The organism is Pedobacter nanyangensis, assembly GCF_003313505.1.
Classification (GTDB): Bacteria; Bacteroidota; Bacteroidia; order Sphingobacteriales; family Sphingobacteriaceae; genus Pedobacter; species Pedobacter nanyangensis.
This window is the reverse complement of record NZ_QMHO01000003.1, coordinates 156376-170807: the sequence shown is the minus strand read 5'-3', so window position 1 is coordinate 170807 and position 14432 is coordinate 156376. Positions and strand designations below refer to the sequence as shown.

13 protein-coding genes and 1 tRNA gene are annotated in these 14432 nt (G+C 36.5%); 4 read left to right on the top strand and 10 right to left on the bottom strand.

The window, feature by feature from the left end:
- The 4 genes from DUT71_RS06725 to DUT71_RS06705 form a co-directional block, all read right to left on the bottom strand.
- A complete protein-coding gene (locus DUT71_RS06725; RefSeq protein ID WP_113661774.1) occupies nt 1-750 on the bottom strand; it encodes a hypothetical protein in 750 nt (249 codons plus the stop codon).
- 594 nt (nt 751-1344) lie between these two features.
- Nucleotides 1345-2319: a DUF3871 family protein gene (locus DUT71_RS06715; protein WP_113661772.1), complete on the bottom strand. Its 975-nt coding sequence runs from the start codon at nt 2317-2319 to the stop codon at nt 1345-1347.
- Nucleotides 2291-3166 (bottom strand): ATP-binding protein, encoded by an 876-nt coding sequence (locus tag DUT71_RS06710; RefSeq protein WP_113661771.1) that lies wholly within the window; start codon nt 3164-3166, stop codon nt 2291-2293. The genes DUT71_RS06715 and DUT71_RS06710 overlap by 29 nt, the downstream gene beginning before the upstream one ends.
- An 85-nt stretch (nt 3167-3251) precedes the next feature.
- Nucleotides 3252-3596: a hypothetical protein gene (locus tag DUT71_RS06705; protein WP_113661770.1), complete on the bottom strand. Its 345-nt coding sequence runs from the start codon at nt 3594-3596 to the stop codon at nt 3252-3254.
- 392 nt (nt 3597-3988) lie between these two features.
- On the opposite strand from DUT71_RS06705, the gene DUT71_RS06700 reads away from it, so the two are divergent.
- Nucleotides 3989-5335, top strand: coding sequence for a hypothetical protein (locus tag DUT71_RS06700; protein ID WP_113661769.1), 1347 nt, complete (start codon nt 3989-3991; stop codon nt 5333-5335).
- Between the two features lie 49 nt (nt 5336-5384).
- Here DUT71_RS06700 and DUT71_RS06695 read toward each other — a convergent pair whose 3' ends face one another.
- The 4 genes from DUT71_RS06695 to DUT71_RS06680 all read right to left on the bottom strand — a co-directional run bounded on the left by DUT71_RS06695 (nt 5385) and on the right by DUT71_RS06680 (nt 7994).
- Complete coding sequence (locus tag DUT71_RS06695; protein ID WP_113661768.1) at nt 5385-5834, bottom strand: hypothetical protein; 450 nt, start codon at nt 5832-5834, stop codon at nt 5385-5387.
- 2 nt (nt 5835-5836) lie between these two features.
- On the bottom strand, nt 5837-6274 hold the full coding sequence (locus DUT71_RS06690) for a helix-turn-helix domain-containing protein (RefSeq protein WP_113661767.1): 438 nt from the start codon (nt 6272-6274) through the stop codon (nt 5837-5839).
- Nucleotides 6271-6657 (bottom strand): hypothetical protein, encoded by a 387-nt coding sequence (locus DUT71_RS06685; RefSeq protein WP_113661766.1) that lies wholly within the window; start codon nt 6655-6657, stop codon nt 6271-6273. The genes DUT71_RS06690 and DUT71_RS06685 overlap by 4 nt, the downstream gene beginning before the upstream one ends.
- 125 nt (nt 6658-6782) lie before the next feature.
- Complete coding sequence (locus DUT71_RS06680) at nt 6783-7994, bottom strand: site-specific integrase (RefSeq protein ID WP_113661765.1); 1212 nt, start codon at nt 7992-7994, stop codon at nt 6783-6785.
- A gap of 227 nt (nt 7995-8221) precedes the next feature.
- On the opposite strand from DUT71_RS06680, the gene DUT71_RS06675 reads away from it, so the two are divergent.
- Nucleotides 8222-8295: transfer RNA gene (locus tag DUT71_RS06675), tRNA-Ala, on the top strand.
- A 537-nt stretch (nt 8296-8832) separates the two neighbouring features.
- On the top strand, nt 8833-11253 hold the full coding sequence (locus DUT71_RS06670; protein ID WP_113661764.1) for a glycoside hydrolase family 3 N-terminal domain-containing protein: 2421 nt from the start codon (nt 8833-8835) through the stop codon (nt 11251-11253).
- A 379-nt stretch (nt 11254-11632) separates the two neighbouring features.
- Here the strand turns inward: DUT71_RS06670 and DUT71_RS06665 are convergent, their stop codons facing one another.
- Nucleotides 11633-13147 (bottom strand): hypothetical protein, encoded by a 1515-nt coding sequence (locus DUT71_RS06665; RefSeq protein WP_113661763.1) that lies wholly within the window; start codon nt 13145-13147, stop codon nt 11633-11635.
- Between the two features lie 138 nt (nt 13148-13285).
- Complete coding sequence (locus DUT71_RS06660; RefSeq protein ID WP_113661762.1) at nt 13286-13648, bottom strand: winged helix-turn-helix transcriptional regulator; 363 nt, start codon at nt 13646-13648, stop codon at nt 13286-13288.
- A 97-nt stretch (nt 13649-13745) separates the two neighbouring features.
- Between DUT71_RS06660 and DUT71_RS06655 the strand changes: the two genes are divergently transcribed.
- The gene (locus tag DUT71_RS06655) at nt 13746-14276 is read left to right on the top strand and encodes an NAD(P)H-dependent oxidoreductase (RefSeq protein WP_113661761.1); all 531 of its coding nucleotides are present in this window, start codon (nt 13746-13748) and stop codon (nt 14274-14276) included.
- The last annotated feature ends 156 nt before the right edge of the window (nt 14277-14432 follow it).

Here is a 14432-nt window from a genome sequence, read left to right as displayed (position 1 = left end):
TTATTTGCAATTATAATCTACGGTCAATTCATATGTTAATGTATTGTCTGTTCTTTCCGCTATCTTGTAACCAATGATATCTCCTTTAATATCTTTAATGTAAGAGCGCCCTATTATAATAGGAGCATTTTTAGATGTTTTGCCAAAATATCCAGAAAGATGCCCGTCGGGATAAGGATATATCTCACCATAAACATTGTAGGCGACAAGTTTATCTTTAATAACATCGTCCCCATAAGTGAAATTCTTTGTTGAAGTGTTGCCTGTGGAAGCTCCCTTAATAACTAGAAAAACAAGTTTAATAAGATTCCCATTTTGCCATGTGTATGTATAAATGCCATAACCATCTGTCATTTCTATCAAATACCCATCGCTATTGTATTTATATTCATAAATACTACCACTAGCTTTCTTTGTAATTCTCCCTTGACCATCGAGTGTGTAAATCGCATCATAGTTAGGATGGTCGATATTACCACTAGTAACTTCTATCTTATCTTGGTAGTACTTATACCGAAGATGGGTAGTGCCATCAACGTTTTTACGTTCTATAATTCTCCCTTTTTCATCAAAGATGACCTTTGCTTCAGAATTTGGATAAATAGAATTTCCCTCTTTAATAGAACTGTATTTGATTGTTGCACAGGTTGTCTTTACTTCTTTTTCTTCACTTTTTTCTTTACTTTTTTTACATGATGACACACCAAGCACTACGAATGCAGTAAATGCGGTTAGCAATAATTTTTTCATCAGAAAATTTAGTTTTTTTATAGCCTATTGTCCCTATCTAGGCTGGTCTATAAATACAATAAGCGCAGGACTGTAACCAAATATCTGAACTGGGAGCCCTGAGAAGCTCGTGCAACAGAAAAGGCTACGCCCCACGCTTATTGCATGGAACGTTAACACTTATCTGCTCTTTGTTGCACTTTTGAAATTTCTCAGGTTTCCAGTCACAAGAACAAATAGCTAACGCTTATATTTTTCTTAAAAAATTTTTACTTCAATTTGTAATCTTAATTTTTTTCTAAGGTAAAAACAAACTTTGGGAAAATTAAAAGGGAATATTAAAAAGTCAAATAATCTCAAAATAGCTATATAATATATATGTCCCATTTATCAGATATTGGATTTTATGGTGGTTATCCTGTCTAATAGCCCTCACAGTTGAAATTTCTTTCATAGTATTAATTACTTTAAATGGACAATAAAATCTTTGGATGTCGCCTGTTTTGTCAATGACTAATATACTTCTGTTATCTACATATTTATAATTTTTTTCGTTATCCATCCTATAATAATTTTAGTTATAAATAGCCCATTTTAAGATGAGCTATCTAATGATTAGTCAAGAAACCAATTGCACTGTTTGTTAGCTAATGCGCTAGATATATTTTTAATAAAGCTAAAGGCGTTAAGTCCCCTGTCAAAGAAAGTATCTATATAACTGGATTTGTTAGCCCCAGTAAACAGATTGTACAGTTTCCAGAGATTGATGCTGCCATCTGCATTTCTACAAAAGGCCTCGTCATTATAGTACTCCCTTACCACCATTCCCAATTGAGTATCACCAAAACTTAACTCTTGCAGGTGCTTTCTATGTTTAGGTGGCAAGTGTTTGTACATCCTAGCTTTGCCTATCAACTGGGCAAATTGGTGTTCTGTAAGGTCATGCTCCATCAATTGCCCCATCTGTTCCAAATGGGATTTTGCATTGTAGTTCTGTATCAAGCCGTAGATAGCATCAGTTAATTCATTTAAACTTCTTACTGCCACATCAGTTTTTAGTCCATCGGTAGCTATACAGAGATTGGTGCATACCTTGTTCTGAAATCCAATAAATAGCTTAAAGTGTTCCTCTGTGCCTTTTCTGCTGTACATGTTATCAAGATTGTAAGCCTTTATACCTCCAATGGTAAGCGATAGCCTATTCCCATTAATAGTATCAGATATAGAGGGTATCTCTATCACAAAAGCCATGCGCTCATAATAGATGGTCTTTTCTTCTTCTAATAAAAGATGTGCAGGTTTGTCCTTTGCTTCTGGTATTCTTCCCTTAATAGGGTGGCTTACCCTTATATTAGGAGAAAGAACAATCTCATTTTTAAAGATATGGTTTGATATATCAGAAGTAAGCTCTACAAAATCTGCTTGTGAGATTACAGGTTGGTTGTCCTTTACAAATACGGGGATAAGATGGTTGTTCCTTAGCTCGTTAATATTACTGGCTAGGGTATTAGCTAAGATAAAAGGTTTATGTTCTGTGGTTTCTAATATTAAATTAGGTGCTTTATCTTGCTGTAAGGTGAGTAGTTCCATTTTGGGTAAATTTTGTGGTTAGGTTCTGTTGCATTTTGTTCAGTTGTAATAGGTTTGCTTTTTTATTGGAAAACTCCCTATTGTGGGTATGCTGAAAAGAGGGATAGGTGTTAAAGAGTTCTACCAAATCATCTATGCTTGCGCATTCATCTATCAGTTTGTTGATTTCAATATGGTCTGTGCCACTATTACACCAAGCCAGTATTTCCTTACCTGTATCTGCACTAATCCTAAAGTTTGGTCTGCCTACAAACAGGTTAGTCCTGTCCTTACTGGCTATGGCATTGTGCTTGATGTCGATATCAAAGACTAGTGTAAACTCATAATCTACACCATCTCTCTGTACGGCTTTCAAACCTATTTTTTCAGGTACATATTTACCGTCCTTTTGATTGAGTACATAATCCTGTTTTACCCTCATAGTAGCAATGATATGTACATTAGCTTGTAAAATGGCGTTGATAAAAGCATTCTGCCTTGGCGTAATCTTTCCCCAATTGGTAAAAGAGTTGCCTGCCATATTAGAGTGTAGCTCTAACAGGTAATCCCAACAATGGCTGATGCTGTCTATAATGACAACTGATATATCGTTTGATTTGGTTAATTCTAAGGCTTCTATATATTTTTCTGGTGTAAATGGCTGTGGAATACTGATAACGTTGTATGCGCCCAGATTTGAGTATAAATCGGCACTTCCATGTTCTGTATCAATAACTAATATCTTGTTCCAGTCGTTGCATATGCCATAGGCCAACAATAATGCTGACATGGTCTTTCCAGAGCCACTGACCCCTTGTAGGGCCATTTTCATCTTGGCTTTTTTTCTTTCAGCTTTTCTTATTTCCATAACTATAAATTTTGAAGAATAAAAAAGGCTACTGTTGTGCAATAGCCCTTGATTATTTTATATTAATAAATAGAAATAGTGGTTTTTATGCCACTTCCTGATGTTCAAATACAGCTTCTTCTGCTGTCTGTTTTTCTTTGGCTGAATAGATGTACCTGTAGTCCAATGTCATTGTTTCTCCTGTTTCCTTTACTACAAATTCATAAGGCTCAACCTCTACCTTGTTGATAGTGCCGGATAATTGTTTTCCAACTAGTCCCATACACATGGTTTCATTGAATGTTGTTGATAGCCATGTTCTTCTTGTGGTGGCATATGGTAGCCCAGTAGTCTGTGAAATAGCGATTTCAATGTCCTCGCCTTGTAGTTCCAGCATGAAAAACTCTTTTTCTCCTGCCTGTTTCTTTTGATAACCTGTAATTAAGACCATAATTAAATTTTTTAGTGATTAAATAAATGAATATTAATAGGTGCAGATAGGGGGTAAGCACCGTTGAAATTAGGTAGGGGGAGTGTTTACCAGACAGGTTGTCGTATATAGGTGCAGAGAAAACTATATATATTAGCTTTTTTTGCTAAAAAATTTGGAAATATCAAAATTTTTTATTAATATTGTACTATCATTTAAGCTATTCCCACACAATGGCTTGATTTCTTGCCTAAATACGATACTAACATCACAAAATCTTTCACACACACTTCATAGCCAAGAAACTCTTGGGGTTTTATGCTATTATTAGCTTTTGACTAATCTTTGGCATTAGACCTATTGATTAATAATAAACCTCTGGATTGAGGTTTTAAAAATAGTGAAGACGATAAGTGGAAAAGAGAATATTTTACAAGCCTAAGCTAAACTTCCTACCTGAGAATTTAGATATGGACAAGTGGCTTAGTAATACAAAATTATACGATTTTAAAAAATTTAGCAGGGATGATTGCTCAGCATTAATTAGCGGTCTTTATACAGCACCGCTATACAATAAGACATTGAGAGTGGAAAATGAGGGTGAGAGACCTTATTACAATCTTAGTTCAAAAATTATGTATGCCCAAACAAAGGAATACAGAAGATATATTGATTTGCTTATTTCATCAAATATTTGGGAAAGTGATAACAGCTATCAAAAAGATAAGAAATCAAAAGGATATAGATTTACGGAAGAATATCATAATCAGCCCTGCAAGAAATACCTGAATTTTGAAGATGGCAGGATTGCTGAAAAAGCTGAAGAAGCAATAGCTGAAGAAGTTTTAGATGGAGGAGAAACAAAAACGGTTCAAAAGCTCGTAAACACGCTCCCAAGTATAAAAATAAATTATAATGATGCAATTGAAAGACTGCACAAGGAATATGTAGATGGTACGATGACTACTTCTCAGAGGAACTGCGCCTATTGTGCAATAGAAAAGATTAACAATGGTGAGTTTTTTGCAAAACAGGATGATTATGGCAGGTTGCATACCAACCTTACCAATCTGAAAAAGGAATATAGAAATTACCTTAAAGTGGAAAATGGAGCAAAGCTAGTTTCCATCGATTTGAAGAATTCACAGCCGTTTTTCTCAACATTGCTTTTTGACAGTAATTTTTGGGAGAACAAAAATGTAGGAGGAAAATTAAATCTAAGAGATATAAATAGCAACCTATCTAAAGATATTAAACATCTAGATAGTATCATTATGTTCACCAAATCTGTTGCACATAATGTAGATGTTAGCATGTATATTGATTTAGTAGTTAATGGTACTTTATATGAATTTTTCCTTCAACGTTTAATCGATGAAGGTGTTAAGGTTAAAAATAGAGCTGACGCAAAGAAGAAGATTTTTATGGTGTTCTTTTCAAAATTACTGCATCTTGAAAACTCTAAATCGGCATCTGTGTTTAAGAGATTGTTTCCGAGTGTGTATGAACTGTTCTGTTTGATAAAACAAAAGGAACATAATACATTAGCTGTACTTTTACAGGCTATCGAAAGCAACCTGTTCATTGAGAAAGTTCCTTGTAAATATTGGGAGAAAACAGCCGATAGTCCTATTTATACTATCCATGACAGTTTTCTGCTGCCAGTAGAAAATCTGGAAATTCTGAAAGAAGAAATGATTATTTCTCTAGTTGAGAGTGTAGGATATATGCCGTCTGTTGAGATAGAGCACTTGAATTAAAAGTTATAAGAAAGGAGAGCAAACACTCTCCTTTTTTGCAAATAAAATATTAGTTAGCCTCTGTTTGCCTTGATTTAATAAGTTTGTTTACATCTATTAAAGGAAGAACTTCATTTTGTAATACGGTTCCTTTTAATTTTTCATATAAAATACCTCTTATAGTTCCAGCAACGATATTAAATAAATTCAATATCAATGTATCTGGAACTTTGTACCCGACATTATCTTTTCCTATTATTGTGTCAAACGGAGTTATTTGAAATTTCACAATAGTCTTTAATTCTCCAAAATATTTATCTAATTCTTGAATTTTTAATTTTACGGTTGTTTCTATGGCTATCTCACTCGTCTGTTCTAACATATTAACTCCAAAGTCAGACTGATATTCAATTATTCCTAGCTTACTTGCTTCAAGCTCTCCAACATCATATTGAGAAAATCTCAATACATTTATTGATGAAATCCTCATTTGAAATTGAATGTCTTTCTTTTCTTTCATGTCTATAAATTTTCGTATTCAATATCAGTTACTTCAAACATTGACTGGCTATTTTGTTTAAAGGAAAAATGTTCGCGTTTACTATCAATATTGAACATGTTTATATTAAGATTGATGTTGAAATATTTTCTTTCATCTAACTTAGCAAATAGGTTTTCTTTATCGTTCAGACAGATTTTGAAGTTAAACTTAACAGAATATTGTTTTTCAAATTTTGATATAAAAGAGGTATTGATATTTTTTACCCCAGACATTAGTTGACTTATATAAGATTCTGAATAGCCTAAATTTAAAGCCAAATCTTTATTAGATAATCTTTTGCAATCCAAGAAATTGTCAATCTCCTTCATAATCCTAAGACTAACCAAAGATTCGTCTAACTTTTCTCTATTCTTATCAACATAAGATTGTATAGTAAATCTTTTTGCAATTTCATTCATGATAGTAATTTTTGGATTTGAATATGTTGAATCGTTTGTATTGTTGCTGTAAGTTTTTTTGTGTTCTGTTCAGATTCCTTTTTGCCATATCTACTTATATAAAGCTCTCTATATCCTTTATTTACAATTTGTAAAGTGTAAAATCTATGAGAATCTATTTTTATGGCATAAATACTCCCCATAGCACATTCCCCTTCCCAATTATATTGGGTTTTATTATGAGCATTTATCTTAACGGCTTCAATTACTAGTACAAACTTGTTAGTCAATTTCTCAACCCTGTTAATTTCATTGAATTTTTTTACTAAATCAGAATTACTCTGATTTAAGTAAACTCTAAATTTGTTTTCATGACATTCACAAATTAAGTAAAAATTTTCCAAGAATTAAGCTATTGGTTAATTCTGCAAACTTATTCTTAACATAGCATATAAACAAATTTTTTTTTAAAGTGTTACAAATGAAGAATAATAATGATTGTTTTTTTGAAGCAACTTTTTAAATTATTCTAACTTATCACTTTTTCATGCATACCATCAACAACTTCTTGATCAAATACATCAAGATAAATATTGGTAATCCTGTTGCCATGCTGATGTCCTAATGCTTCTGCAATTAATTCATTAGAATAGCCCATTTTTTTAGCTGTGGTAGCCCATGTATGTCTAGCTACATAAGTAGTCAACTTAATACTTTTCATGTGCTTTATTGCAACTCTGCCTAGATATTCATTTGTTGTCTTTATCCATTGGGAGATTAGCTTTTTACTTTCTAATGTATCTTCTAATATTTTATTATCCAGTACAGGCAAAAGGTATTTTCTGTCTTCATTGGCATATAAGTTTAGTATCATTTCTGCTTTTTTAAATAACCTAATGCTGTATAGTTTATGTGTTTTTCTTCTTCTATAGATTATTCTTCCATTATTAATATTGTCTTTGGTCAAATAAGCCAAATCAGTAAACGATATACCAATTAGATAAAAACATAATAGAAAACAGTTTCTTGCATGCCATTCTTTAGAGCCATTTGATAATTCTAGCTTTTCTAATTTAGTTATATCTTTTTTTGATATAGCTCTATTTGCTGTTTTTTCAGTTTTGATGGATATGTCATAAAAAGGATAATGGCTTCTATCTATAATTTTAGCTCTAATTGCTTTGTTGTATATAGCTCTTATCGTTCTAAAATAGTTGCTTATAGAGTTAAGTTTTACCTTGTCTGCTAATAGCCGTTGTCTAAATGCGTCTAAAACATTAAAATCTATTTGTTTGAATTCAATTTTTGAACTACCAACAAAGTTTATAAAACGTGTTGATGCATGTTTATATACCAAAGCATTTCCTGTTTGATTTAATGCCATCATCTCATCAACCAGTTTTTTGACATAATTATTAAATGTGATTACCTTTTGAGGTCCATCAGCTTTTGAATTAAGGATGTTTTTTAGTTTATCGATTGAAAAATTCTCCTCTTGCTCTAGTTTTAAAATCTCACGTTGGATATCATAATATTTCTTGCTAAGTGCAAGGTTTAAGGATTTATGGTTTGGATGATTTTTGGATATACTTAACCTAGTTTCATCCCAATGTTCTAATAAAACTGTTATTCCTGCTGATATATAATTGACTTTTTTAATATTAGTTATCCTAAAACATATAGGATAAGTACCATCTGATTTTTTTCTTCTAGTATCTAAAATAACTTTTAATTGTACCATATTGTGTTAATTATGGTCATGTTTTGGTAGTTGTGTAGAATGAATTTGCTCAAACTATTCTCAAACCTTTCATAAACTAATAGGATATTTGAATTTTGTTTGATTTTACCAGTCCATAGGGTTTGTAAGAATAATTTATTGAAATATTGCTTTTAAGAGGTTGGGAAACCATTTTTCATTTTATACTTGCATAATCATTTAAATTATTTACTTTTGCCACCGTATCCGGGGGATTAGCTCATTTGGCTAGAGCGCTTGCCTGGCAGGCAAGAGGTGGCCGGTTCGAATCCGGCATTCTCCACATTTCTGGACAAATCAATCTTCGTGTTGATTTGTCCTTTTTTTTGCTCTTTTAAAGCGTTAAAATAAATGAAATATAGGATAGTGCATGCTGTTAGTGATTTAAATTCGCTGTCCATCGAATACAACGTTTGTCGAGTTTCCAAAACTGGGAATACTAATCCGCAAATTCTTTCTCCAAAGCCAAGAAAGCCGTTAAGCTTTACTTCTCGTTCTCCAAAAAGCACTGTAGTAACCCAGCAAAAGCAGGGTTTATGGGGATGGTAAGAATGGCCATAGGACCGCTGTATCTGGTCTGATCAATATCTTGGCACCTTGGATGCCTGCCAGCCTAAAATCGGTAATCCATGAGAACAATTGATAACAGATCCAATGACCAAAACCCGATGTCAATTTTCTTTATTAAAATGCCAATTTCCATAATATTTGATGCCGTATCTTTAATTTTATGGAAAATCTTGGTCGAATAAGCAAGGCAAAGGCCCCAAACCGTTATTAAGCTCAATTAATCCTATTAACAATCAAGTATAAAACCTAAATGAAACCTATTTTTCGCTACCCATCCGCTTTATCGCTCGCTCTTTTATTTACGGTATCCTTGGGCTATGCCCAAAACAATAAAATTTATCATAAAGGTTGGATAGATTTTAACAAAAACGGAAAAATGGATGTCTATGAAGATCCGTCAAAACCGATAGAAAGTAGGGTGAATGATTTGCTGAGCCAGATGAATTTGGATGAGAAAACCTGCCAAACAGCTACGCTTTACGGTTATGGGAGGGTGTTGAAAGACGAAATGCCAACGGCCGAATGGAAGACAAAAATATGGAAAGACGGCATTGCCAATATAGACGAAGAACTGAACAGCTTGCCTTATAATAAAAAGGCGGTCACCCAATACTCTTTTCCTTTTAGCAAGCACGCCAATGCCATCAATACCGTACAGAAATGGTTTGTAGAAGAAACCCGATTAGGTATTCCGGTTGATTTCAGCAACGAAGGCATTCACGGGCTTTGCCACGATAGAGCTACACCCTTTCCGGCACCCATTAATATTGGCAGTACCTGGAACAAAAACCTCGTATTTAGAGCGGGAAACACCGTAGGCAGGGAGGCAAGAGCTTTGGGCTATACGAATGTGTATGCGCCAATTTTGGATGTGGCCAGAGACCAGCGCTGGGGCAGGGTAGTTGAATGCTTTGGCGAGGATCCTTATCTGATTGCCGAATTGGGCAAGCAAATGACTTTGGGGATTCAAGACCAAGGTGTAGCGGCTACCTTAAAACATTATGCGGTGTATAGTGTGCCTAAAGGCGGTCGTGATGGTAATGCCCGTACCGATCCGCATGTGGCACCAAGAGAACTACACGAAATGTTCCTCTATCCTTTCAAAAGGGTAATACAGGAAGCCAAGCCCATGGGAATCATGAGCAGCTATAACGATTGGAACGGCGAGCCCGTAACCGGAAGCTTTTATTTTTTAACCGAACTTTTGCGTAAGCAATATGGTTTTGATGGCTATGTAGTTTCAGATAGCGAGGCGGTAGAATTTATTTCGAGCAAGCATCGTGTGGCCGATGACTATAAAGGAGCCGTAAAGCAGGCTATTGAGGCCGGATTAAATGTCCGTACGCATTTTACCATGCCCGAGGTTTTCATTCTGCCATTACGCGAACTGGTTAAAGAAGGCTCGGTGTCAATGAAAACACTTGATGAGCGGGTAGCCGATGTATTGAGGGTGAAATTTAGGCTGGGCTTATTCGATAGCCCTTATGTAAAAGACCCTAATCTGGCTGATCAAAAGGTGCATACCAGCGCTGATGAGGAATTGGCCTTACAGCTCAATCGCCAATCAATGGTTTTATTGAAAAATGAAAAGAACCTGTTGCCTCTTAACGTAAACCAATACAAAAATATATTGGTTACTGGTCCTTTGGCCACCGAAACAAAATATACCACAAGCAGATACGGGCCTTCTAACAATCCGGTTGTTTCTATTTTAGATGGCATTAAGGCTTTTGCTGGCAAATTTTCGACCATAAGCTATAGCAAAGGTTGTGAAGTAACCGATGCCAAATGGCCCGAAAGCGAAATTATGCCAATAAGCATCACCACACCAGAACAAGCTCAAATTAATGAAGCGGTGGCAGCCGCCAGTAAAGCCGATGTGATTATTGCCGTAGTGGGAGAAACCGACGATTTGGTAGGTGAAAGCAAAACCAGAACAGGCTTAAACCTGCCAGGATTGCAGTCGCAATTGTTACAGGCATTATACGCTACGGGAAAGCCTGTAGTGATGGTGATGGTAAACGGACGTCCGCTTACCATTAACTGGGAAAACAAGTATCTTCCAGCAATTCTTCAAGCTGGATTTCCCGGGCCTTCGGCGGGTAAAGTTGTGGCCGAAACGCTTTTTGGAGAAAACAATCCAGGAGGTAAACTCACCATGACCTATCCCAAATCCATTGGGCAAATTGAATATAATTTTCCTTTTAAGCCAGCATCGCAAGCCGGACAAAGTAAAAACGAAGATCCAAATGGTTATGGCAAAACGATGGTGTTAGGCTCACTTTATCCTTTTGGCTTTGGATTGAGCTACACTACTTTTGAGTTCAGCAACCTCAAATTAAGTACGCAGAAAATTCGCTCGCAGGGAGAAATAGAAATAACGGTAGACCTTAAAAATACCGGAACCCGCAAAGGTGACGAAGTGGTACAACTTTATTTAAAAGATGTGGTTAGTAGCGTAACTACCTACGAAACTGTTTTGAGAGGTTTTGAAAGAGTAGGTTTAGCTCCTGGCGAAACCAAAACCGTTAAATTTACCCTTGCACCTGACGATTTGATGCTGTTAGATAAAAACATGAAATGGACGGTGGAACCTGGTAAATTTGAAATATTGATCGGTAACTCTTCCGAATCGATTAAACTTAAGCAAGAGTTTGAGGTAACTAAATAGTCTTTATATGGCCAGCTTAGGTATTTGGGGGATAATTTTAAACCCTAGCTAATGATGCAATATTTTCAATGAGCTTGCTGGTGCCAAAGCCAGCAGGTAATTTGACTTCGGCCCTGATCAGCGCCGGCTTTAAAAGGGCTAATTTCGGTCCCGTTTTTGTATATAAAGACACATAAAGGGCCTGCTAACAAAAACAGTTAACAGATAGCGACATAATGTTTTTCGTCCTCATTTGTAGTGAATAGCTATTGTTAATACTTCCATTTTGCTCCGCATTTAAGGAAATAAAGTGTATTTCAAAGCTAAGCGACAAAGGAAAACACCATTAATGGATTTTGGTATTTCCAGTTCATTGCTTAATGCACCAATGCGCTAATTTTTATTTTTTCTTCCGATCATGCAGTTGTGCCAAATACAAAGAGCTGGGGTTGATGCCTGTTTGATTATGGTTTTCCCAAATCCCGTCAGGTCTGCCTTTAAAACGACCTTCAAATTTTCCGCCTTGGGTGCCAAAACTATAATTTTGCCCATTTGCCCAGGGACTTTGTACCGCTGCCCGCTTTACCTTGCAGTTCCATAAAACCTGGGTTACACCAGCCCAGCCATGTCCGCTGCCCCAGTTGCCCCGATCCTGTACGTTGATTTCGCCGTCAGTTTGAATATTATCATACAAAGTACCTACTGCCCAACGGTGGTGCGGACCAATATCGGCATGTGTCCTCAATGCTTTACATTGATAGAAAACATTGGGCCCCAAAGTTTTCGCTCCCGTCACATAGTCATGTCTTGCGTCGGTTGATTCTAAATTCATAAACAAATTCAGCTGCCCATCATTGTTGAACGAATATCTCCTGCCACCGGTAATCACCGATTTGGCATCTAAACATTTCGAATCCTTAACGGTTATCTGCTTGGAGCTTGGTTTAATGCTAACTGCGGCATAACCAAAATACTTCGCCGTTATATTTCTGGCCCAGCCATTTTTAACTTTGTTAAACTCCACAGCAATCCAGCCATGGTCTTCATCGGTGTCATTTGCATATTCAGATTCGATAGACATATTTTCGATACCCACTTCGTTTATCCGCCCGTCAAAAGAAGCTTTGTAAACTTCGGCACCGCCATATTTTTGCTCCATTTCTATCACCATCGGGTTATCGAGGATAATTTTGTTGCCCTCAATCTTCACAATTCGCCTTTCAAATTCTAGGCTATATTCTTTGGCCTGCCATTGTTTGGTGCCTTCCCTAGCTTCAATCTGATCCATTTTCAGGTCTTTGACCCACTGGTCGGTACCCGGCCTAAACACCACAATATCATCACCCACTTTAAAGTTACTCGCATCGGCCAAGGTGAGCGAAAAAGAACCTACCGGTACGAATTGATCCGTAACCCGTGTTCTGGTTCCCTTAATTTCTTTCAATGTACCTTCGCCGTTAAAAACAATAAGCGATCTTTGCCCTTTGCCTGTAGCAATTAGCTGGGTGGCATTTTCGCCTTCGCCCCTTAATACGATACCACTTTTATTGATTTGTAGTGTTCCGGCAATTTTATAAATTCCTTTCTTAAGGAGAATGGCGCCCCTAAAGCCGGCCTTGTTTAAGGGCAATAGCGCTACTTCGTTGATGGCGTTTTGCAGGAGCTCCTGACTGTCTGCCGCCGCATTGGCATTAACGGTTTGAGCCACGGCAACCGTTGGAATGGGCTGGTCGCCTTGGTGGTATCCCACACGGCTAAAATCCGGAATGGTATTTCCCTTAGCATCGGGAATATATTTTAAGGTGCCATTGGGATTAACCTGAATGTATTTCGAGGCCTCCAGCGTTTTGACAATTGTTTTGAAAGATGCCAGCAAAAAAAGAGCCGTGCTCCATAATAATATTCTCTTTATCATAATAACGACTGAAAAAATTAAATATAGCTGAAATACCGTGATAATTGGTTGTAATAAATTAGCAATAATGTAAGCGATTTTGTCATTTGCTAATGAATGCGATTGAAAATATAGGCGTTTTTTAAAAAAGTAAACTATCTATACTTCCTTAAACCTCTTATGTTTCTCGCCCCATTTTTCGAGTAGTTTAATCACAGGGCCTAGGTCATAACCAATCTCGGTAAGTTCGTATTCTACACGTGGGGGCACTTCCGCATATACGGTGCGTTTCACGATTTTGTTTTCCTCCAATTTACGCAGTTGTAGCGTAAGCATACGCTCGGTGATGGTAGGTAGTAACTTTTTCAGCTCGCTAAATCTAAGTTTGCCGTTCAGTAGCCACGAGCAGATGACCAAGCCCCACTGCCCGCCAATAATGTTAGCGGCATATACCTCCGAACATTCTTCCATTAAAGCCTGTTTATTGGCAAAATTGGTTGAGCTTTCTTTGATTTTAGACATTACTTACATTTTTTATAGTACCCTACATTGGGTTGCTAAGCTACCAAAATAACAGTATGCTTTTTAATTTTGTGTTGTAAACAGTGGTAAAGAAAAGATGAAAACATTAGTGATCGTAACCCATCCCGATATCGAAACTTCGGTAGTGAACAAGAGATGGATAGAAGAACTGAACAAATACCCCAATTTATATACGGTACACCAGCTGCATAAAGCGTATCCCGATGAAGTGATAGATGTGCAGGCCGAGCAAAGACTGATAGAAGCGCATGATCGTGTGGTATTTCAGTTCCCGTTTTATTGGTTCAGTTGCCCCGGATTATTAAAGAAATGGTTGGACGTGGTAGTGCTACATGGCTGGGCTTATGGGAGCAAAAGTGGCTACAAAATGGGCAACAAGAAAATTGCCTTAGCGCTTTCCGTTGGGGTAGATGAACAAGATTACCAGCACGGACAACGGTATAAATATACGATGGAAGAACTACTAAGGCCTTTTGAACTGAGCTTTGAATACGTAAAGGCAGATTACAAACCTTTCTTTGCCTACTACGGAATGGAGTTTAATACCTCTGCGGAGTGGGTTGAGAAAAGTGTACCGTTGTATATGGATTTTTTAAAGCAGCTGTAAATGAAGTTTGTCGCATTTTAGCATAAGTTCGTCTGCAAGTAGATCCAAAGCGCATCAGTTAGCATTGGAGAAGGGAGTGGTAGTGAGATAAACCAATGAACTAATGCCCCAAATATTGCGTGATTATCAATGGAATAAATATCTTTACAACGGCTA